The 20,251-nt window shown below is 60.4% G+C and carries 17 protein-coding genes and 1 tRNA gene; 17 read left to right on the top strand and 1 reads right to left on the bottom strand.

Annotated features, from left to right (window positions below; all coding sequences use genetic code 11):
• The first annotated feature begins 70 nt into the window (after positions 1–70).
• The 3 genes from NW804_RS08210 to NW804_RS08200 all read left to right on the top strand — a co-directional run bounded on the left by NW804_RS08210 (position 71) and on the right by NW804_RS08200 (position 1,869).
• A complete protein-coding gene (locus NW804_RS08210; RefSeq protein ID WP_414420185.1) occupies positions 71–1,330 on the top strand; it encodes a DUF4912 domain-containing protein in 1,260 nt (419 codons plus the stop codon).
• A gap of 103 nt (positions 1,331–1,433) precedes the next feature.
• Positions 1,434–1,507, top strand: a tRNA-Met gene (locus NW804_RS08205).
• A 65-nt stretch (positions 1,508–1,572) separates the two neighbouring features.
• Entirely contained in the window at positions 1,573–1,869 is a 297-nt protein-coding gene (locus NW804_RS08200) for a BolA family protein (RefSeq protein ID WP_414393014.1), read from the top strand.
• Positions 1,870–1,873: 4 nt separating this feature from the next.
• On the opposite strand, the gene NW804_RS08195 is transcribed toward NW804_RS08200, so the two are convergent.
• Complete coding sequence (locus tag NW804_RS08195; RefSeq protein WP_414423297.1) at positions 1,874–3,001, bottom strand: PP2C family protein-serine/threonine phosphatase; 1,128 nt, start codon at positions 2,999–3,001, stop codon at positions 1,874–1,876.
• Between the two features lie 396 nt (positions 3,002–3,397).
• Here NW804_RS08195 and NW804_RS08190 point away from each other — a divergent pair, with 396 nt between their 5' ends.
• The 14 genes from NW804_RS08190 (at position 3,398) to NW804_RS08125 (ending at position 20,248) form a co-directional block, all read left to right on the top strand.
• Positions 3,398–5,236, top strand: coding sequence for a hypothetical protein (locus tag NW804_RS08190; RefSeq protein ID WP_414423296.1), 1,839 nt, complete (start codon positions 3,398–3,400; stop codon positions 5,234–5,236).
• Positions 5,237–5,270: 34 nt separating this feature from the next.
• Positions 5,271–6,311 carry an NADP(H)-dependent aldo-keto reductase gene (locus tag NW804_RS08185; RefSeq protein ID WP_414410534.1) on the top strand — a complete coding sequence of 347 codons (1,041 nt, stop codon included), beginning with the start codon at positions 5,271–5,273 and terminating at the stop codon, positions 6,309–6,311.
• Between the two features lie 120 nt (positions 6,312–6,431).
• Complete coding sequence (locus NW804_RS08180) at positions 6,432–6,665, top strand: S-layer homology domain-containing protein (protein WP_414423305.1); 234 nt, start codon at positions 6,432–6,434, stop codon at positions 6,663–6,665.
• 118 nt (positions 6,666–6,783) lie between these two features.
• Complete coding sequence (locus tag NW804_RS08175; RefSeq protein WP_414423295.1) at positions 6,784–7,710, top strand: hypothetical protein; 927 nt, start codon at positions 6,784–6,786, stop codon at positions 7,708–7,710.
• A gap of 84 nt (positions 7,711–7,794) precedes the next feature.
• Positions 7,795–9,015 (top strand): DUF445 domain-containing protein, encoded by a 1,221-nt coding sequence (locus tag NW804_RS08170; RefSeq protein WP_414420180.1) that lies wholly within the window; start codon positions 7,795–7,797, stop codon positions 9,013–9,015.
• A gap of 27 nt (positions 9,016–9,042) precedes the next feature.
• Positions 9,043–10,704 (top strand): bifunctional metallophosphatase/5'-nucleotidase, encoded by a 1,662-nt coding sequence (locus tag NW804_RS08165; RefSeq protein WP_414423294.1) that lies wholly within the window; start codon positions 9,043–9,045, stop codon positions 10,702–10,704.
• 135 nt (positions 10,705–10,839) lie between these two features.
• A complete protein-coding gene (gene grpE, locus NW804_RS08160) occupies positions 10,840–11,568 on the top strand; it encodes a nucleotide exchange factor GrpE (RefSeq protein ID WP_414410529.1) in 729 nt (242 codons plus the stop codon).
• Positions 11,569–11,715: 147 nt separating this feature from the next.
• Positions 11,716–13,524, top strand: coding sequence for a molecular chaperone DnaK (dnaK, locus tag NW804_RS08155; RefSeq protein WP_414410528.1), 1,809 nt, complete (start codon positions 11,716–11,718; stop codon positions 13,522–13,524).
• A 74-nt stretch (positions 13,525–13,598) separates the two neighbouring features.
• Complete coding sequence (gene dnaJ / locus NW804_RS08150) at positions 13,599–14,780, top strand: molecular chaperone DnaJ (protein ID WP_414410527.1); 1,182 nt, start codon at positions 13,599–13,601, stop codon at positions 14,778–14,780.
• Positions 14,777–15,040 carry a sulfurtransferase TusA family protein gene (locus NW804_RS08145; protein ID WP_414423293.1) on the top strand — a complete coding sequence of 88 codons (264 nt, stop codon included), beginning with the start codon at positions 14,777–14,779 and terminating at the stop codon, positions 15,038–15,040. The genes dnaJ and NW804_RS08145 overlap by 4 nt, the downstream gene beginning before the upstream one ends.
• Positions 15,037–16,095, top strand: coding sequence for a ribosome small subunit-dependent GTPase A (gene rsgA, locus NW804_RS08140; protein ID WP_414423292.1), 1,059 nt, complete (start codon positions 15,037–15,039; stop codon positions 16,093–16,095). The genes NW804_RS08145 and rsgA overlap by 4 nt, the downstream gene beginning before the upstream one ends.
• Before the next feature lie 127 nt (positions 16,096–16,222).
• Positions 16,223–17,659 (top strand): hypothetical protein, encoded by a 1,437-nt coding sequence (locus tag NW804_RS08135; RefSeq protein WP_414423291.1) that lies wholly within the window; start codon positions 16,223–16,225, stop codon positions 17,657–17,659.
• A gap of 45 nt (positions 17,660–17,704) precedes the next feature.
• On the top strand, positions 17,705–18,691 hold the full coding sequence (locus NW804_RS08130) for a pentapeptide repeat-containing protein (RefSeq protein WP_414423290.1): 987 nt from the start codon (positions 17,705–17,707) through the stop codon (positions 18,689–18,691).
• A 96-nt stretch (positions 18,692–18,787) separates the two neighbouring features.
• On the top strand, positions 18,788–20,248 hold the full coding sequence (locus NW804_RS08125) for a sensor histidine kinase (RefSeq protein ID WP_414423289.1): 1,461 nt from the start codon (positions 18,788–18,790) through the stop codon (positions 20,246–20,248).
• Positions 20,249–20,251: the final 3 nt, after the last annotated feature.

Here is a 20,251-nt window from a genome sequence, read left to right as displayed (position 1 = left end):
ATCAGCCTTATCGGTTAGCCAGTTGAGTGTGCGCACAAGCCCGATTTGTTGAGGAGAGGAGGCCCCGACCATGCCACCAGAGCGGATCCCCTTAGAAGAAATGACCATCCGGCAGTTGCGGGAAGAAGCGGCCCGCTATCAGATCCCCAAGTACAGCCGCATGACCAAAGACCAGCTTATCGAGGCCATTCGGGAGGCTCAAGTCAAGGCTGGCCGTCCTATGGATGCGATGCCGGAGCCCAGCGGGCAAGAATCGGTTACCCAAACGAAGTTTGTGGGTCCGGAGGTTGCCAGCAAGCCGGATCTGGCCGATGTGGATAAAGGGCTGGGGGATCTGCCAGGTGGCTATGGCGAAAGCCGCATTGTTCTGCTGCCGCGGGATCCCCAGTGGGCCTACGCCTATTGGGATGTGCCCAACGAGGCCAAAGAGAGCAAGCGCCGCGAGGGAGGTCAGCAGTTGGCGCTGCGCCTCTATGACGTAACGGATATCGATTTCGACCGCCAGCCGGCCCACAGCATGCAGGAGTACCCCTGCGACGAGTTGGCGCGGGAATGGTACCTGCCGATCCCGGTGAGCGATCGCTCCTACCTGGTGGAGATTGGCTACCGGACGGCGGATGGTCGCTGGCTCGTGTTGGCCCGCTCGGCGGCGGTGATGGTGCCGCCAGTCTTCCCTTCTGACTGGTTTGAAGAGCACTTCCTGACAGTGCCCTTTGACATGCCCCTCCAGGGCCGCACCCTCTACCAGCTCACCGAGCCCTACAAGCGCAGCGCTACCGGCATGGGCGTGGTGGCCTACAAAGGCGACGAGCCGCAGCGGGAGAGGACAGCGGATCCCTTCCTGGACATGGTGGGGGCTTTCGAGGCGATGCGAGTAGCGGGATCCCTGTTTGGCAGCCGCCAACTGGTGCCAGAGCAGGCCATCAGCTCGTTCATCGTTCCGTCCGGGGTGGGCATGATGGGCATGGCAGAAGTGCCTGCTGCTCCTTGGATGGCCTCTGGCTCGGGGCTGGGGCTGTTCTCGGGCGCTTCCGAAGTGCTACCGCGGCGCTCCCGTAAGTTCTGGCTGGTGGCCGATGCCGAACTCATCGTCTATGGAGCCACGGAGCCCGATGCCACCGTCACCATCGGGGGGCGCAAGATCCAGCTCAACCCTGATGGCACTTTCCGCTTCCACATGGCTTTCCCCGACGGCAACATCGATTTTCCCATCTTTGCTGTAGCTGCCGACGGCGAGCAAACCCGCGAGATCCACATGACCTTCGATCGCCGCACCCTCTCTCGCCGCACCAACACCAAAGAGGAGGCCCTTGAGGAACTGCTGCCCTAGAGGTTCTGCTCTTGCCCTTCCCCCTGGTTGCCAGGGGGATTTTTTTGGTCGGTAACCGAGGACTTGCCGACCCTGGAAGAAGCAGGCTAGAGTAGAAAAACGACGCGGGGTAGAGCAGCCTGGTAGCTCGTCGGGCTCATAACCCGAAGGTCACTGGTTCAAATCCAGTCCCCGCTATAACATCTGCAAACAGGAGGAGAGCTTCTTTACGTTGTCTTGGGCCGAAGCCAGGAAGACGGCGCATGGATTCGCGGGAAATCGAGGCGTTGATACAGGCTGCCCTACCCGGCGCCAAAGTGCATGTAGAAGATACAGTGGGCGATGGCAACCATTTTCAGGCTGTTGTTGTAGCTGAGCAGTTCCAGGGCCTGTCCCTCATCCAACAGCACCGGCTGGTGAACGAGGCCTTGAAGCCCTACCTTCAGGATGGCCGTCTCCACGCCCTAGCTCTCCGTACCTTTACTCCTAGCCAGTGGGAGGAGCTTCAGGGAGCGGATCCCGGTTCAGCTCTTCAATCATCCCCATTCCCTCCTTCTTGAGCTACTAGCCAAAGCTGATACGGAGCAGAGAAAAGTCATCTTCAAGAGCCGCCCTGCCGCGGAAAGATTGGATGTGTTGCAGAACGTGATCGACGCCAATGCAGGCATGGGCGCCTAGGAACGACTTCCAGTTCTCTATCCCCCAGATCCCTCCTTCCGAGCTGGACACTTCGTAAACCCCGTCGCTGAACACGTAGAGACAACTGTTCGCCGGGATCCGCACTTCGTCCCTGGCAAAGTCCTGCTCGGGCCAAACGCCAATGGGCAAATTGGGTGTCTTCAGCTCTAGGGGGATGGGATCCGATTGAGCAACCAACAGAGCGGGGGGGTGGCCAGCACTGGCAAAAGAAAGCAAGCGAGATCCCGGCTGGTAAACCCCATACCAGAGGGTGAAGTACATGTCATGGTGGGATCCCATTGGGAAGGACTGGTTGAGGGCGCGCAACACAGCATCTGGCTGACGCAGGTCGGTGTCGGGCAGGCTCTGGGAGCGCAGCTGGTTCACCACCGACACGGACAAGAGGGCGGGTCCCACCCCGTGCCCTGAGACATCCAGAAGGTAAATAGCTAGGTGATCCTCGTCCAGCCACTGGTAGTTAAACGAATCGCCCCCCAGCTCCTGGGAGGGCAAAAAGCACCACTCAATCGCTATCTGGTGAAGGGGGAAGTGGGCCGGTTTGGGCAAAAGCGAGCGCACATAGCTAGCTGCTTCGGCCAACTCCGCCCGCAGTCGAGCAGTTTGCTGCTGCAGGTCATAGCTGAGCTGGTGCAAGCGTAGCCCAGCCCGCACCCGCGCCCGCAATTCATTGGGATCGATTGGCTTGCTGAGGAACTCGTCTGCTCCAGCATCTAGGCCCTGGATGCGGTCTTCGACTTCGGTGCGAGCGGTAAGCAAAATGAAGAAGGTGGTGGAAAACTTGGGATCAGCCTTGATGCGCCGGCAGACTTCCAGCCCATCCATATCAGGCATCATCCAGTCGCAGATAATCAGCCCTGGGACTAGGAGATGGGCCTTCTCCAGCCCTTCCGAGCCATTGCTGGCTATCTCGACGGTGTAGCCTTGCCGCTCTAGGGATCGCTTCAACAGCAAGCAAATGGTGGGATCGTCGTCAACAATCAGAATAGTCGTCATCCCTGCCCTCCTATCCCCGAGGCTGAAACCGCGTTCAGGCGCTCTGCCAGAACGCCCCTCTCCTCACTCGCTTTATCTGGTCGCTAACCCGCAAGGAGGGAGTTGCCGCCAGTTAGCCCGCTAGCAGTAGTAGAGGTTGCTTCCGCAATCCCCTCTATCCCTCTCTGACGCTCCCAAACCGTAATTGCCCGCTACCCAGAAACTAACTTTCTCAGGATACTGAAGAATGGGGCTAAAGACCTTCCAGGATGCCCTTTCCCTTTGCCGCCAGGGAGAGTCGCCAAGTCCCTTGGGAGATGCAGATCACACCTACCTGGGAATACTTTCTTCTATAGTCTACCTGCAGATTCGAGAGCGTCTAACAGTCCCTTCTCCCTCGCGTTGGGGTGGTGTCCCATGAGTGCATCTCCACGATGGCCATCTTCTTCTCCACTTGAGGATGGACGCACCGCCCCGCCGCCCATGCCAACTGGAGCCCTCGAGGGGGAGATTCGTCTGGAAGACCTGGACGAGAAGCAATGGCTGGCCAGCTTATCGTCGGTGGTGCTTAACCCTGCAGCTTGGAGCTGCTTCAGCCTTAGCGAAACCAGCCGCCTGCTGCGACCTTTGCAAATTTCCCCTGATCTAACAGGAACTCTCATCCTCTCTCCCAACGCCACCGCCGAGATTGTGTACAAGTTTCTTACGCGCGACGGTCGGATTGGAACCATGAAGGGGCTGATCTCGATCGAGTCCTTTCGCAGCGAGCGGCTGTACTCCGTTTACGAGCAACTGCGTATTGAAAAAGTCATACCGGTTTTTAGCGAGTCGGTCGTCGTGCAAATCGTGGATCAGCTAAGGCCGATTTTTGCCCGCGACTTGGACGAACTGCTCTGGCAAGAAAGCTTTTACTTCACCCCCCAAGATCTGCGCCAGCCGGAGTTTTTGCTGCGCGGCCTGCGGCCGGAGGCGATCCCACGCCGCTTTCGGCCCCACCTGCAAAGGGTGTACTCCCACATCATGGGGGTGTGTCGCAGCCTGCCCAACATCGCTTTTCAACTGTGTCTGCGGGCCTACTTGGAGTACAACGACGTCAAAAACCACCATCTCCTCGCCCTGCTGCTTAGCAAGTATTTCTATACGCTCTACCGCATCGGTGGGCTGGACGGCTGGGAAAGTCGGGATCCGGTGGAGGTGGGATCCCTGTGCTCTTCCAATCGACGAGCTCGGCTGCGGGCTCTTTCTCACTTGCTGACTCTGGACAACGACAGCGACGAACCGCTGGCAAGCCTCGGGAGTCCAGGGCCGGGCGGCAGTTATTTCAGCGGAGAGTGGGAGCCTGCTGCTAGCGAGGTGCCGAGTATGGAAGAGATTGAAAAGCTACGGCAAGATGTGGAGGCAGCGCGCAGCCAGGCCGCTGAGGCCCAGCAGTTGGTGGCTCAATATCAGGAAGAGAAAAAACAAGAGCTGCTCAACCGCCTCCAGGATCCAAAGAAGTTTCTCCTTTTCAGCCTCCATCAATTTTTCGACACCCTCTTGGTCTCCTTACCTGTAGAGGTGAAAAGCGAGTACGGGTCAGCTTGGGTACCGCGCACCTCCTACTTGGACGAGAAAGACCGGGACAACCTGACCGAGCATTTGCACTGGATTACCAGCGAGGCCTATTTGCTGAGCATCCCCTTTGCCGAGTCAACCATCATCGGCTATTGGCGGGTTTTGGCCGATTCGTTCTACAGCCAATGGATTTTGAATCAGTACAAGCAGTTGCAAAGCTACGGAGTGGATCTGGAGCAGCAGGGCATCCAAATCCTGGAGCGAGAACAATTTTTGCATGAAGTGCAACTGCGCTTTGCTGCCCGCCACCGCGAGATCGTGACTCAAAATGTGGAGAAGATCAGCCAAATTCTGGTGGATAGCCTGGCCAAGCGGGTGGCCCTTAACACCAGCCAGCAAAGCTTTCAGGCGATGCGAGCCAAATTGACCACCGTTTTGGATATGGAGATCTCCCGCAAAGATATGGGGGAAGTGCGGCGGCTGATCGACTACTTTACCGATGTGTTTTTGGGCAAGCAGGAGGAGTTGCGCTCGCCCTATCCGGTGGGCACGATTTTACAGGTCAAAGCGGCCATTGAAGCTCGCCCCCCCGACACTCGCAGCCGCATTGGCCTGGAAATCTTAAACCAGATCTACCGCGAGTACGTCCCTGTCCTGCAGCAGGCGAGGGATCCCACAGGCAGGCAACTGGCCTCAGAATAGGGCTACGTCTCGGGTTAGGCGATCGAGAGTCCCCATGCGCTACCGCCAGCTTGGCCACAGCCCTCTCCAGGTTTCAGAGATCTGCCTGGGCACCATGACGTTTGGTGAGCAGAATACCCAGGCCGAGGCTTGGGAGCAGCTCGACTACGCAGTGGAGCACGGGATCAACTTCATCGATACGGCGGAGATGTACCCGGTGCCAGCGCGGGCGGAGACCCAGGGAGCTACAGAACGCTACATCGGCGAGTGGCTGCGGCACCAACCCCGGGATCGCCTCATCATAGCCACCAAGATCACCGGCCCCGGTCGGCCCTGGCACTGGATCCGCGGCGGGTCTTTGTCGATCACCCGCGACAACCTCAAACAGGCAGTGGCCGGCAGCCTCAAACGCCTAAAAACCGACTACATCGACCTCTACCAAATCCACTGGCCGGATCGCTATGTGCCGCTGTTTGGGGGCGTGGCCTACGACCCTTCTCAAGAGCGGCCCACAGTTCCCATTGCTGAGCAACTGCAGGGGCTGGCGGAACTGGTGCAGGAGGGCCTAGTGCGCTACATCGGCCTGAGCAATGAAACCCCCTGGGGACTCTGCGAGTTCTGCCACGTGGCCGAGCAATTGGGCTTGCCCAAGGTGGTCTCGATTCAGAATGCCTACAGCCTCCTCAACCGCACGTTTGAAATGGGCTTGGCGGAAGTCTGCCGCCACGAGCAGGTGGGGTTGCTGGCCTACAGCCCCCTGGCCTTTGGGCTGCTGACGGGCAAGTACCTAGGGGGCGCCAAGCCGCCGGGATCCCGCTTGGTTTTGTTTGAGAGCTTTGGCCAGCGGTACCGCAAGCCCAATGTGGAAGAGGCCGTAACCGCCTATGTCCAGATTGCCCGCCGGCACGGCCTGACCCCTGCCCAGTTGGCTTTGGCCTTTGTGCGCAGCCGCTGGTTTGTGACCAGCACCATCATTGGGGCCACCAATCTCGCCCAGCTCAAGGAAAACCTCAGTTGCCTGGAGGTGGAGCTATCGCCTGAGATCCTGGTGGAGATCGAGGCGGTGCACCAGCGCTACCCCAATCCTGCCCCCTAAAACGGCTGGCAAAACCGGCAGCCGGATAGAACTTTTTGGAAGGTTTCCCTGTCTGAGTGCGCAGTTTGGCTCGTCTTCTTCAACCCTTCTGATATCAGCACCTAATGGGGTGCTTAGTACATTGCCGGGCTCAATGGACAGCAGATTATCGGCGGCTTCCCGGACGGCACCTTTCGCCCCAACGATGTCCCCAGCCGCGCCCAGGCCATCACTGTCTTGACCTGCGCTGCCACTAACGGCAAGCTCCTTGAGGATCCCGGCCAAATCGACGCTATCCTGGCTGGCTTCGAAGACGCCAACCTGGTTCCCAACTTCGCCCCTGCCCCCATCGCAACAGCGGTTCAGGAAAACTAGCGGACGTGCCCGGCCAATAGGCCTTAATAGTGCTTCTTGGCCCTTGCCACCCCTACATCTAGGGGGGTGAGGCCAGTCAGGATGCTAAGCTACTGCCAGGTGTGACTGGATGGGATCCATGAGCTCAGCGTTGCGGCCATTTTTGCTGTCGTGGCAAAGGGTTGGCTTGAGGTGGCTGTTGGGCGGAGTGCTGTGGGCTGCTGCGGCTACTGCAGTTGCTGCCCAGCAGTTTGAGTTTACTCCCCAAGCTCCTCAGCCCAGTCCCGTCCCCACCCTCCCTCTGCTCAGCGACCCACCCGGTTCCACGGCTCCGCAAGCCCTGCCGCCGGTGCCTCAGGTGCCGCAAATGCCGCTGGATCCCAGGACCCCGGTTTTGGATCCAATCCCGGTGGTGCCCGCTCAAACAGCCCCAGGTGAGCAAGCTTCTCCAGGCGAAGCCTATTCCTACCAGCGGCGGCCCGACCTCAGCCCAGGGGGAAACCGGGCCGGAGCCACGCGGGGCGAGCTGCCAGCCGGTACCCGCCTTCTCCTCACAGTCTACCGCCCCATTACCTTCCAGCCCTACCAGGCCATCAGTGCCCATCTGGAGGTCGCTGAGCCGGTGGTGGATCGCTTTGGCCAGGTGGTGATCCCGCCAGGGAGTGTGGTGTGGGGCACCTTCGAGCCGGTCTACCAAGAACTGAAGCTTTCTAGCCGGGAGGTGGAGGGCGCCAGTTCCCAAGAGCGGGTTGTCGGCAGCCGCTTTGTGGCTCATCGCCTCACCATTGGCTCTTCCACTTATCTCGTCAGAGGTCAGTCTTCTCTGCTGCCGGTTGGGCTGGATCGCAACACCGATATGGGCACCACCGTCGCGCGGGGAGCGGGCTACGGAGCAGCGGGCGGGTTGGCCTTAGGGGTGCTCACCGGGGGATGGGGTTTCTTGCCCATCTTGGCCGGCAGTCTCGTGGGCGCAGCTGCCAGCGCTACCAACATTGACCGGGTGGTGACGCTGCAGCCCAATACCCTGGTGGAGCTGGAACTCACGGACAGCCTGATCATCCAATAGCGTGGGCAGTGTTACCCCGGCTTGCTGAGGCCGGAGCAGTCAGCGGCAGGTCGGTAGAGTAGAGAAGAGCCCCTAGATTGCCCCATGGCCGTCTGGACCTACGTTGTGCCCCCCTTGGCCGGGCTGGTGATCGGCTACTTCACCAACGACATCGCCATCAAGATGCTCTTCCGGCCCTATCGCCCCTACCGGGTCTTCGGCTGGCGCATTCCCTTTACCCCCGGCCTGATCCCGCAGAATCAGCCCCGCCTGGCCAAGCAGATTGCCAAGACCATTATGGGATCCCTGCTTACGCCGGAGGAGCTGCACAACTTGGCTCGCAAGCTGCTGCAAACCGAGCGCATGCAAGCAGGGATCCGCTGGCTGCTAGGGGTGGCTTTGGATCGGCTGCAGGATCCCCAGCACCAACAGCAAACGGCGCAAGTGCTAGCTCGCATCCTGGCGGATCTGTTTAACGAGTCGCTGCCTCGCCTGGTGAAGGTGCTTGCCCGTCAGGAAACCTTTTTGGAGGGGCCAATTAACCAACTGTTCGACCAGGTGCTGCTGGAACTGCGCCTCAATGCGGAGCAGGCCCGGCAGCTTTCGGAGTGGATCCTGAACCAGGCGCTGCCCCCAAAGGTGCTGCGGCAGAACCTAGTGGACTTTCTTACCGATCGCAACATCGAAGCCTTGGATGAAGAGTTTCGCGAGCGGGCCACCGGCTCCTACTGGGTGGTAGCCAACTTGTTTGGCCTCAAAAACGCCCTGCTGCGTCTGCGCGCCTATTGCCTGGAAGATCCGGAAGGTGCAGAAGCCCTCTTGGCGGATCTGCTCAAAGACCTCAACGCTTCGCGCCGCCTGACAGAGCTCTTGCAGAACCTCTCGCTGCAAAACCTGCCCCTTTCTGCTGTGCGCCAGTTGCGCCGCACCCTGCGCGACGGGATCCAAGACTACCTGCGCTCCCAGGGAGCCGATGCCATTCGCAGCTTGGGAGAGAGGATTGACTGGGAAAAGGTAGCCAGCTTGGTGTTGGGGCGGCTGCGCAGCTCCAAGGCCGTAATGGCTTCCATCGACCAGATCAGTGCCGATCTCGCCTTGATCCTGGAGCGCTACCTGGAGCGCGACTTAGAATCTCTCATGATGCAGGTGATCCCCGTGTTGAACTTGGATCAGGTGATTGCTGACAAAGTTAACGCCACTTCCCCTGCTGAGCTGGAGCGGGCCATTCAGCAAATTGTGCGTCAGGAACTGCAGGCCATCGTCAACTTAGGAGGGCTGCTGGGATTTCTGGTTGGCTGCGTACAAGTGCTGTTTTTGCTGAGGTGAGCTGTTGGCTGCCGTTAGGATAGTGGAATGAGGTTAACAATTCTCCACACCTCCGATCTCCACGCCAACCTGCATCCCTGGAACTACTTTACCGGGAGCCCTGCAGAGCACGGCCTAGCCAAGGTAGCCACCCTGATCAAGGAGGTGCGGGCTAGCAGCCAAGACCCGGTGTTGCTCATTGATAGCGGCGACACCATTCAGGGATCCCCCTTAGGCACCTACTACGCCCAGGTGGAGCGGACCTCTCCTCACCCCATAGCCCAGGCTCTCAACGCCCTTGGCTACGATGCCTTCACGCCAGGCAATCACGACTTCAACTTTGGGCTGCAGGTGCTGCAGGATTTCGCCGCCGACCTCCGCTGTCCCACCCTCTGCGCCAATATTCTCCGCCACAACGGGGATCCCCTCTTCCAACCCTACGTCATCCGGGAAGTGGGCGGGATTCGTGTTGGCCTGTTGGGGCTGACCACTCCCCGCATCGACACCTGGGAGCGTCCCGACTACATCGCAGGGCTGCGCTTTGCCCCCCTGCTGGAAACGACCCAGCACTACCTGTCGCTGCTGCGGCCTCAGGTGGACGTGCTGGTGCTGATTTTGCACAGCGGCCCTGACCAGTTGCCCCCTCTGCGCACCCCCGAGGCCTGGCTTAGCCTGGAGCGCTCCGGCTGGGTGAGCAACAAGAGTCTGGCAGGAGAAAACGAGCTGCTGGCTTTGGCCCAGCTTGAGGGCATCGATGTCATCCTTTCCGGCCATACTCATCAGACCATTGCGGGCTTAGGGGGAGCTAAGGCCCTGGTTGTCCAGCCCGGCTACTGGGGTAGCCACCTTTCCCAAGTTTCCCTAGAGCTGGAGCGCCACGGCAGTGGCTGGCAAGTGGTTCGCAAAACCGCCCAGTTGCTGGCGGCAGAAGGGATCCCGGCCGATCCCCAATTCCTAGCCCTCACCGAGCCCTACCACCAAGCTACCTTGCGCTACATCCGCCAGCCTATTGGCTATGCCTGCTGTGCCTATCGCGGCGGGCTGGCAGCCCGTTTGGGAGCCAATCCTCTAGCGGAGCTGCTGCATCAGGCCCAACTGCAGGCGGTGCGGGAGGCCGGCCTCTCGGCGGAGCTCTCTCTGGTTAACATCTGTAGCAATGCGGGGTTGGCGGCAGGCCCCATCTTCCTGCAAGACGCCTACAGCCTCACCGTCTACGACAACACCCTCTGCCTTCTGGAGATCACCGGCGACATTCTGCGGCGCGCTCTCGAGCAGACGGCTGGGTATTTTCGCCAGTTGGATCCCAAGCACCTGCCAGCCGATCCCAAGGCTGTCGTCGCCCCCGAGGCTCGCGGCTACACCTTCGACCTCTACCACGGTATCCACTATTGCTTTGACCTCACTCGGCCCGTGGGCGAGCGCCTGGTCAGCTTGCAATTTCGCGGCCAGCCGGTGCAACCGGAGCAAACCTTTCGCCTAGCCATCAACCACTACCGCGCCGGTGGAGGCGGTGGCTACAGCATGTTCCAGGAAGCCCAAATGCTCTGGATCTCTGCCGAGAGCATCCGCGATTTTCTCGCTCGCCACATCCGCACCCATTCCCCCCTCCAGCCCATCTACAGCCACAACTGGCACCTCATCCCTAACTTGGCCGAGATCTACTTTCCCCGGAGCTTGGATCGATCCCAGGAGAGTCTGCTGGTGGGCTAGAGCCACCAACGCCACAACTGGCCGCTAGAGCAGCCGGTAGAATACGATCAGCATAGAGCCTGGTTTGGCTGAGTACAGCAGTGGTTCTGAGGCGCCAAACTCGGCAGTTGTGGCTACTGCTTGGTGCTTGTCCTTATGACTGCTGAAGAAAAGCAACCGATGCCCCCAGAAGAGACCTATCCTGAGCTCCAGGAAGAAGAAATCAACGTGGAAGCAGAGCTGGAGAAGCTCATTTTGGAAGACCGTGAAGCAGAGGTCGGCACCTCCCCTAGCGAGGCTTCTCCAGATCTCAACGAGACCCTCAGGCAGCTCCAGCAGGAGTTGGAAATAACGCGCCAGAAACTGAAAGAGAAAGAAGACTCCTACATACGCCTTTACGCTGACTTTGAGAACTACCGGAAGCGTACTCAGCGAGAACAGGAGGAGCTTAGCCAAAGGGAACGACGGCGATTTGTGCTGGAGATCCTGCCGGTTGTAGATAGCTTTGAGCGGGCCCAGCAGCAGTTAAGGATCGAGACTGAGCGCGAGCGGGAACTGCACAACAGTTACCAGAGCGTCTATCGCCTACTGGTGGAGTCTTTGAAAAAAATGGGCGTATCCCGCATGAAATCAGTGGGCCAGCCCTTCGATCCCAGCCTGCACGAAGCCATAGCCCGCCAACCCAGCAGTGAGTACCCCGAAGATGTGATAGTTGCCGAATATCGGCCAGGCTACAAGCTGGGCGATGTGGTGATTCGCCATGCCATGGTAGCTGTCTCTGCGGGCAGTCCTAGCCCTGAGCCTTCTTCGCCAAGCGAGGGGGCCAACCCTCAACCCAGCGCTGAAGATACCCCTGATTCTTCCCAAACTGCTCCCAGTCCCTAGCAAAACTGCTTCCATGAACCTTGACAAGTAGAGCCTAACCCCCTTCAGAGAGCTACAGTGAAGGTGAAAGCACCACCTGAAGGTTTCTGGGGGACTCTGGGCAAAATGATTCGGTGGGATGGCGTTTGATGCGCGGGAAAAAGGGCTATGGGGAAGGTTGTCGGGATTGACCTAGGGACTACCAACAGCTGTGTGGCAGTCTTGGAGGGGGGTCAGCCCGTGGTGATTACCAATGCTGAGGGAGGGCGCACCACCCCTAGCATCGTCGGCTTTGCCAGGAACAATGTCCGCTTGGTGGGACAACTGGCCAAGCGCCAGGCCGTCACCAATGCAGAAAACACCATCTACAGCATCAAACGCTTTATTGGCCGCACCTTTGCTGAGACCGAAGAAGAGCGGAGGCGGGTTCCCTACAAGGTGATCCCTGGCCGGGACAACATGGTGGAGGTGGTGGCGCAGGATCGCGCCTACACCCCCCAGGAGATCTCCGCCATGATCCTGCAAAAGCTAAAGGCCGACGCGGAGGCCTACCTAGGGGAGCCAGTGACCCAGGCCGTGATTACCGTCCCTGCCTACTTCACGGATGCCCAGCGCCAGGCTACCAAAGATGCCGGTACTATCGCGGGGCTGGAGGTGCTGCGCATCATCAACGAGCCGACAGCGGCAGCTCTCGCCTACGGGCTAGACAAGCAGGATCAGGATCTGCGCATCTTGGTCTTCGACCTGGGTGGGGGTACCTTCGATGTCTCTGTGTTGCAGGTGGGCGGCGGCGTGTTCGAGGTAAAAGCGACGGCTGGCAACAACCACTTGGGCGGGGATGACTTCGACCAGCGAATTGTGGATTGGCTCATCCGTCAGTTTCTCGAGACGGAAGGGATCGACCTTTCTCAAGATCGCATGGCCCTGCAGCGGATGCGGGAGGCGGCGGAGAAAGCCAAAATCGAGCTCTCCAGCACCCAGGTTACCTTGATCAATTTGCCTTTTATCGCCGCCGACGACTCTGGGCCCAAGCACCTGGAAGTGGAGCTAACCCGCGCCAAGTTCGAAGAGCTGGTGCGAGATCTGGTAGAGGCCACCGTCGAGCCTACTTTCCAGGCCCTGCAGGATGCGGGCCTCTCCCCGGAGGACATCGACCGCGTGCTGCTGGTGGGAGGATCGACGCGGATCCCGGCTGTTCAGGAGAAAATTCGGCAAATCTTCAAAAAAAATCCAGATCGCTCTGTCAACCCCGACGAGGCAGTGGCCCTTGGCGCAGCCATCCAGGCAGGCGTGTTGGGCGGAGAGGTCAAAGACCTGCTCCTGCTGGACGTGATCCCCCTCTCCATTGGCGTGGAAACCTTGGGGGGGGTGTTCACCCGCATCATCGAGCGCAACACCACCATTCCCACCAGCAAAACCCAGATCTTCTCCACAGCCACTGACGGCCAGACAATGGTGGAAATTCACGTCCTGCAGGGGGAGCGGGCCATGGCTAAGGATAACAAGACCTTGGGCCGTTTTCAGCTAACTGGGATCCCGCCAGCCCCTCGCGGAGTGCCCCAGATTGAAGTCTCGTTTGATATCGATGCCAACGGTATCCTCAAGGTCTCAGCCCGCGAGAAGAGAACAGGGCTTGAGCAAAGTATCACGATCACCAACCACGGCGGCCTCAGCAGCAGTGAGATTGAGCGGATGCGCCGGGAGGCGGAACTCTACGCGGAAGAAGATCGCCGCCGGCGCCAGTTGGCGGAAGCCCGCAACCAGTCAGACAGCCTGCTCTACAACTACGAAAAGACACTGCAGGACCATGCTAGCCGCCTCAGTGAGGCCTGCCGCCAGCGGGGGGCCCGGGCAGCGGGCACATTGAGGGCACTGCTGTCAGATGATAACGTAGACTTAGCGACTTTGCAGAAGGCAATGGAAGAGCTGAGGGCAGCGCTCCTGGAGATGGGGAGCGAGATTTATGGCCCTCGCTGAGCAAAGTTGCCGTTAGGTCGTCTAGCCAGTTGTGTCTTCAGCGAGTTTGAGCTTTCTTTTTCTGAAGCGTTTCTATGGCCCGCGACTACTACGAAATCTTGGGGGTTAGCCGTGGTAGCTCCAAGGAGGAGATTAAGCGCGCCTATCGCCGGCTAGCTCGCAAGTACCACCCCGATGTCAACAAGGAGCCAGGGGCTGAGGATCGCTTCAAGGAGATCAACCGCGCCTATGAGGTGCTCTCCGATGACGAGCTAAGGGCCCGCTACGATCGCTATGGCGAGGCAGGGCTAAGCGGAGCAGCAGCAGCCAGTGGGTTCCAGGATTTCGGTGGCATTGGCAGTTTTGCTGACCTGTTTGAGAGCTTTTTCACCAATTTTGCCGGAGCAGGGATCGGCTATGCCCGTAGCCGCCAAGGGCCGGTACGGGGGGATGATTTGCGTTTTGACCTGAAGCTGGAGTTTCTTGAAGCCATCTTCGGGGGCGAAAAGCAAATCCGCATCAGCCACCTGGAAACCTGTCCTGTCTGCGGGGGCAGCGGCGCTAAACCGGGCAGGGGTATGAAAGCCTGTCCCACTTGTGGCGGCATTGGCCAGGTGCGACGGGCCACCCGAACGCCCTTTGGCAGTTTTACCCAGGTCTCCACTTGTCCCACCTGCGGAGGAAGCGGCCAGGTGCTGGAGGAGCCCTGCTCCCACTGCAACGGAGAGGGAGTGATCCAGACTACCAAGAAGCTGCGCATCAACATTCCTGCTGGCGTGGACAGCGGCACCCGTTTGCGGGTTGCAGGCGAAGGAGACGCCGGTCGGCGTGGCGGCCCGCCAGGAGATCTCTATGTCTACCTGTCGGTCGAGCCGGATCCCGACTTTCAGCGGGATGGCCTCACCATTCTCTCCGAGGTGCGGGTGAGCTATCTGCAAGCTATCTTGGGAGCCAAAGTCTCGGTGCCCACGGTAGACTCAAAAGCCGGCTTAGAGGAAGAAACGGAGCTAGTCATCCCCCCTGGATCCCAGCCAGGCACGGTGCTGGTTTTGGAGGGCAAGGGGGTGCCGCGTCTTGGCAACCCAGCGGTGCGGGGTGACCACAAAGTCACGCTGGTGGTGGAGATCCCCACCCGCCTCAGCGCAGAAGAGCGAGAGTTGCTCCTACGCTTGGCTGAGCTGCATGGAGAACGCACCAACAAGCGGGATGGCTTCTTGAGCGGGCTGTTGCGTGGGCTAGCCCAAATGCCTGGCCATCGGGAGCGGGAGGAGGAATGATGGCAGAGGCAGTTCCCCCCCAAGACGTAAAGCTGGTTCTGGATCAGCGCGGGATCCCCTGTCCGCTCAACTACGTGCGCGCTAAGTTGCGCCTAGAACGCATGGCCCCAGGGGAGCTGCTGGAGCTGTGGCTGGATGCAGGGGAGCCCCTGGAGCAGGTGCCCAAGAGCTTGACGATGGCGGGCCATTCCATTGAAGGGCAACAAGCGGCGCCCGAGGGACACTACATCCTCTGGGTACGCCGTGGGAACTTGGCATGAGCCACCGGAGGGAGGGGCAGGGATCCACTTGCACCGGCTGGGTGCGAGCTGCCCAGGCCAACTTTTATCGCGTGCGCATCGATCCCGAGCTGGCTGCCCTCTTTCCCGAGATCGAGGGGCATTTCCCCGCCCAAAAGCCGCTGCCGGCAGAGCTCCTCTGCACAGCGCGGGCCAAGCTCAAAAAAGGGAGACAGCAGGTGATGGTGGGAGACTGGGTGGAGGTTAGCCTGCCCCCAGCAGCTGCTCCTCTTTGGCCAGAGCGGGGGGCGATTGAGGCCATTCTGCCGCGGCGAACTCAGCTGTCGCGGCCGGCCATTGCCAACGTGACCCAGGTCCTGGTAGTGGTGGCTCTGGCGGATCCGGAGCCTGACCCCGACGCCCTCAGCCGTCTGCTGGTGCAAGCAGAGGCCAGCCACCTGCGGATTCAGGTGGTGTTCAACAAGTGTGACTGTGTCGAAGCGGCGGTAGCCGAGGAGTGGCGGCAGCGTTCGCAGCGGTGGGGGTATGAGCCGCTGTTGGTCAGTGCCCTGACTGAGGCCGGGATCCCCGAGCTCCGCCGTCGTTGTCGGGATCAGATCTCCGTGGTAGCCGGCCCCTCGGGGGTAGGCAAGTCCAGCTTGCTCAACCGGCTGCTGCCAGGTGTTCAGCTGGCCACCCAAGCGGTGTCAGAGAAGCTGCGCCAGGGGCGGCACACCACTCGCCACGTGGAGCTGTTCCCTCTGCCAGAAGGCGGTTGGATTGCCGATTCGCCGGGGTTCAATGCTGGCGAAGGGATCCCGCCGGTTTCGCCTCAGCAGCTAATCCACTGCTTTCCGGAGGTGCGGGAGCGACTGGGCACCTGCCAGTTTCGCGATTGCCTGCACGATCGGGAGCCGGGTTGTGGGCTGCGGGAGCTGGACTGGGAGCGGCGAGCGTTCTACCTGCAGCTTTTACACGAACTCCAGGAAGCGCAAGCGGCAAGTTTCAAGCTAAGCGGGGAAAGACATCACTTTCCCTGCCGCAAGCAGAGCCGTCAGGTCCTAACCAATCCCGAACTCGACTGGCAGGAGGATTGAGGCAGCCTCTGCCGCAGCCAAGGTTATTGTCTCCGCCGCTTGCTTCATGATGTGATGATGGTGGTACCTCTTGGGCCATGCTCCTCCAGAAACAGCCTAAGCCTAAAGCTCTCGCGTAGCAGCTCTTATGGCTCTCTCGGATCCCCTTGGCCTTGTTGTGCAGGCGGTGCAGCAGGGCGGGTACGCAGACCGGGTGAAAAAGCTGGTTTACTTCATTTGCACCCGCACTTGGACCAACGACGCCAGCAAGCTGAGCGAGGAGGAGCTAAGGGCCCTGTTGGAGCAGCTCTGCCGTGAGCATGCGACCCTTGAGGACCTGGGCCAGCGTTTTCGCGACGCCATCCATTGCCTTAACAAAAAGGCGGAATACGCCCGCGTCGCCAAACTGCTGCTGAGCAAGCTCCAGCCCCTCTACCAGCCTTCTCAGCTACCCCAAAGGGATCCCAGCAGCTCAGCCAGGGAGGCTCCTCCGCTGGAGTACGGCGGCCTACACCTGCGCAAGCAGGCCTACGATCCGTTTGAGCTGCGGGCTGGGCTGATGCAGCAGACCAGTCCTCTGCGGGCCAAGCTGGTTCTGTTTACAGCGCTGTACCACAAGCTAGAGCCCACAGGGCAAGGGTTGGCGACCCTGAGGCGCTATAGCCTCGACGAATTGCTCAAGGCCCTCTACGAAGCCTGCAACTCCCCCCAGGAGCTGGAGGCGCGGCTGCAGCAGGCGGTGCAGCAACTCCAGGAACCTGAGCAAGATGCCCAGGCAGCCAATGCCCTGCTGCAGATGTTGCAGCCCCTCTACGCTTATGTGCCCCTAGAAACGGTTGCCGGCGGGGGGCTGGCTGCCGAAACCCCCACTGCTGATCTCGACTGGCTAAAAGGGGAAAGTGCGGCTGGGGGGGTGGAGTCCAGTGGCATGAGCTGGCTGGAGCCGGAACTTTCCCTAGCTGGCCCTCCTGCCATCGCAGCCCAAGAGCTCCCAGAACCCTGCCGCCAACTGCTGCAGCGCAGCGCCGGATCCCTGATGGTTACCCTCGAGAACACCCTAAGCGACTTGGGCAACGCCCTGGACGAGATCCTGCAGGACGAGGATCCAGCCCAATACCTCACCCTCAAGCACCAGGTGCTGCGCGGCTTTCTCAAAGACTTTGAGGGATCCGCCGCCTTGTTTAGAGGGATCCTCGAAAAGCTGGAGCAATCCGAGTGGCGCTTGTTAAGGCCGACAGAAGAAGGGGTCGAGACGCCACCTCAGCCAGGAGATCCCTATGCGGCCCTGCGGCAGGTGCTGGCCAATAGCGATCTGGCCCAGCAGAAGCCTCACTTGCAGCAAGAGGTCATGCGCTTGGTGCGGCGCAGCAGTGGCACGCTCAAAGCCGTCATTGAAAATGCTCTGAGCGAGTTGGGACAAGCCTTAGAGGAGCAGTTGCAGAGCCATCCTCTCGAGGAGGCCCTAGTTCTCAAGTACCAGACCTTGCGCGCCTTTTTGCAAGAAATCGAGGCAATCTCCGCCAAGTTCACCACCTTCCTAGCGCGCATGGAGGAGGCGGAGCGCCGTCTGTTTGGCCTGGCCTGAGAGTCGGACCTCTTAAAATGGCTGCTAGGAGCGGGTAGGCTTGCCATGGATGCTAAAGATCTGCTCCGGCTGTACCGAGGGGGTCGCACTTCCTTCGTAGGCGAGAACCTGGCCGCCCTTGACCTCAGCCGAGCCGATTTAATTGGGATAGACCTCTCCCAGGCCAACCTGCAGAGAGCCAGCTTCATCTTTGCCTACTTGGGGCGAGCCAAGCTAAGCAAAGCCAACCTGGTGGGAGCCGACCTCAGTGGAGCCAACCTCAACCAGGCCGACTTGAGCGAGGCAGATCTCAGGGACGCTCAACTGCACGGTGCCACCTTGCAAGGGGCGGACTTGCACCGGGCCAACCTGAGGCTGGCCCTGTTGATTGACGCCAACCTCATCGATGCCGATCTCCGCTGGGCCGACTTGACCAGCGCCAACCTGGAGGGGGCTTGCCTGCGTGGAGCCAATCTCCGCTACGAGAGCCGCCGAGGAGCGGTGTTGCGTAGCGCCAACCTCAGCCGTGCCGATCTTAGGGGGGCCAACCTATCGGGAGCAGATCTGACGCGGGCCAATCTCAGCAGGGCCAACCTCAAAGAGGCTAGTCTAGTTGGGGCGCACTTGCAGGGGGCCAACCTGCACCAAGCCTGCTTGCAGGGAGCCATCCTCAGCAACGCTGACCTAAGGGAGGTTTGCTGTTTGGGCGCAAACTTGCAAGGGGCGCAGATGGGAAAGGCCAATTTGAAGGAGGCGAAGCTTAGCCAGGCCAACTTGGCAGAGGCCAACCTTAGCGAAGCCACTCTAGAGGGTGCCGATCTTTCTGCTGCCTGTCTGTGCTCGGCCAAGCTGGCGCGGGCGGATCTGAGTCGAGCCAATCTGGCTGGAGCTGATCTGCGGTCTGCCAACCTTGTGGACGCCTACTTGGGTCGCACCAACCTAGAAAATGCTGATCTCAGCAACGCCCTCCTCACGCGCGCCGATCTGAGCACGGCCAACCTCAAGGGGGCCAACTTGCGTGGAGCCACGCTTCCCGATGGGCGAACTGGCTAAGGCGGGGATCCACCCCGCTAAAGGTGAGGTTTTCCGCTGTCTGAGGGGCATGGCAACCGCTACTCTACCAGGGGAGGGGTGGGAGCAGAGGGATCCGTGAACAGCCGCCGATTTCTGTCCCTGCTGGAGGCCCTTTGGGCTGAGCTGCCCCTGCCAGAATGGTTGCCGGGGGCAGGGGGGCGCGTCTGGCAGCAGGCAGTGGCTGCGTTGCTGCGGCTATGGCAGGAGGTGGGTCAATTTGGCGTGGTTATCGGCGGGCCGGTACCCTGGTGGCCTTTTTGGATGATAGGGGATCCGCCCTCCCTAGAGGCGTTGCCATGCCGCCCCGGAGAGCTTGCGCGGGAGACCCCTTGGCTGTTTACGCCGAATTGGCCGCCGGAGTCTATCCCAGCTCCTGGCCACACCGTGATCCCTCTCTTGCCCCAGGATCCGCTGGTGGAGGAGCCATTTCTGCTGCTGCTTACGCCTGCTTTTGCCGTGATAGCCGTCCAGGGGTACCACCCCCACACCCGCCAAAGGGGAATGATGCTCTCTTTCGAGCCGGAAGTGGTGCGGCGGGCCTGGCAGAACTTGGAGGAACGGGTGCAGCAGAGCAAACCCGAGCAGCTAGCCGCTTGGCGGGAGCTGGCTCTCCACTACCCCCTGACCAAGCCTCCTGGGCGGGTGCTGGCTCGCTTTAGCAGCTTCCTCTTGCTGGGTTCACTCGCTGAGGCGGGATCCCCGCCCGCCCGCCTGCCTCCCGCCAGAACCGAAGGGGAAAGCCGGGCAGCCCGACCCAAAGAAAAGTCGCAGAAGCCCCCTTCCGCTGTGGCAGAAAACACCCGCACCCCTGCTGCGCCAAGCTCCCAGAGCAGCCTCTCGGAGGCGGAGCTATTGCGAGCTCTCATCCACGAGATCCAGACTCCCCTCAGCACCATCCGCACCCTGGCCAGTCTCATCCTGAAGCGGCAGGACCTGCCACCGCGGGTGCGGGAATACGTGGAAAAGATTGACCGCGAGTGTACCGAGCAAATCAACCGCTTCAGCCTCTTTTTCCAAGCCACTGAGACAGTGATGCCCCCTGCTGGGAAAGGGGAGGGGCGCCGACTGCAACTGGAGCCGATTGCGCTGGTGGATCTAGTGCGGCAAAACCTGCCGCGCTGGCAAGACCAGGTAGAGCGGCGGGGATCCCGCTTGGAGTTGGAGATCCCTGCCGAGCTGCCCGATGTGGTCAGCGATCCCAAGGCCCTGGAAGCGGTGCTATTTGGAATCATCGACCGCCTGGCCCGCAGTACCCCCGCTGGCAGCCACATCCGCGCCCAATTGCTCAGCGCTGGCGAGCTGGTGAAGCTGCAGTTTCAGGTAAACACCCCCGAGGGGAGTGACACCTCTAGCTTGGAACTCAAGTCCCCTCAAGCAATTGGCCAGTTGCTGGTGGTGCAGCCAGACACTGGGGCCATTAGCCTCAGCCTGCCAGTGGCCCAAACCCTGTTCCGGGCCTTGGGGGGCTATCTCACTGTGCGCCACCGGGCTCGGCAAGGGGAAATTCTCAACATCTACTTACCCCGCCAGCTCTAGTCC

The sequence above is a fragment of the Synechococcus sp. WC10meta genome, assembly GCF_047461475.1.
Note: the sequence above shows the minus strand (reverse complement) of the source record. Positions and strands in the feature narration are given on the sequence as shown.

Bases quoted from the DNA above. Each gene is read 5' to 3' on its own strand.
- NW804_RS08210 (WP_414420185.1), top strand. From the start codon at position 71: ATGCCACCAGAGCGGATCCCCTTAGAAGAAATGACCATCCGGCAGTTG.
- NW804_RS08200 (WP_414393014.1), top strand. From the start codon at position 1,573: ATGGATTCGCGGGAAATCGAGGCGTTGATACAGGCTGCCCTACCCGGC.
- NW804_RS08195 (WP_414423297.1), bottom strand. From the start codon at position 3,001: ATGACGACTATTCTGATTGTTGACGACGATCCCACCATTTGCTTGCTG.
- NW804_RS08190 (WP_414423296.1), top strand. From the start codon at position 3,398: ATGAGTGCATCTCCACGATGGCCATCTTCTTCTCCACTTGAGGATGGA.
- NW804_RS08185 (WP_414410534.1), top strand. From the start codon at position 5,271: ATGCGCTACCGCCAGCTTGGCCACAGCCCTCTCCAGGTTTCAGAGATC.
- NW804_RS08175 (WP_414423295.1), top strand. From the start codon at position 6,784: ATGAGCTCAGCGTTGCGGCCATTTTTGCTGTCGTGGCAAAGGGTTGGC.
- NW804_RS08170 (WP_414420180.1), top strand. From the start codon at position 7,795: ATGGCCGTCTGGACCTACGTTGTGCCCCCCTTGGCCGGGCTGGTGATC.
- NW804_RS08165 (WP_414423294.1), top strand. From the start codon at position 9,043: ATGAGGTTAACAATTCTCCACACCTCCGATCTCCACGCCAACCTGCAT.
- grpE (WP_414410529.1), top strand. From the start codon at position 10,840: ATGACTGCTGAAGAAAAGCAACCGATGCCCCCAGAAGAGACCTATCCT.
- dnaK (WP_414410528.1), top strand. From the start codon at position 11,716: ATGGGGAAGGTTGTCGGGATTGACCTAGGGACTACCAACAGCTGTGTG.
- dnaJ (WP_414410527.1), top strand. From the start codon at position 13,599: ATGGCCCGCGACTACTACGAAATCTTGGGGGTTAGCCGTGGTAGCTCC.
- NW804_RS08145 (WP_414423293.1), top strand. From the start codon at position 14,777: ATGATGGCAGAGGCAGTTCCCCCCCAAGACGTAAAGCTGGTTCTGGAT.
- rsgA (WP_414423292.1), top strand. From the start codon at position 15,037: ATGAGCCACCGGAGGGAGGGGCAGGGATCCACTTGCACCGGCTGGGTG.
- NW804_RS08135 (WP_414423291.1), top strand. From the start codon at position 16,223: ATGGCTCTCTCGGATCCCCTTGGCCTTGTTGTGCAGGCGGTGCAGCAG.
- NW804_RS08130 (WP_414423290.1), top strand. From the start codon at position 17,705: ATGGATGCTAAAGATCTGCTCCGGCTGTACCGAGGGGGTCGCACTTCC.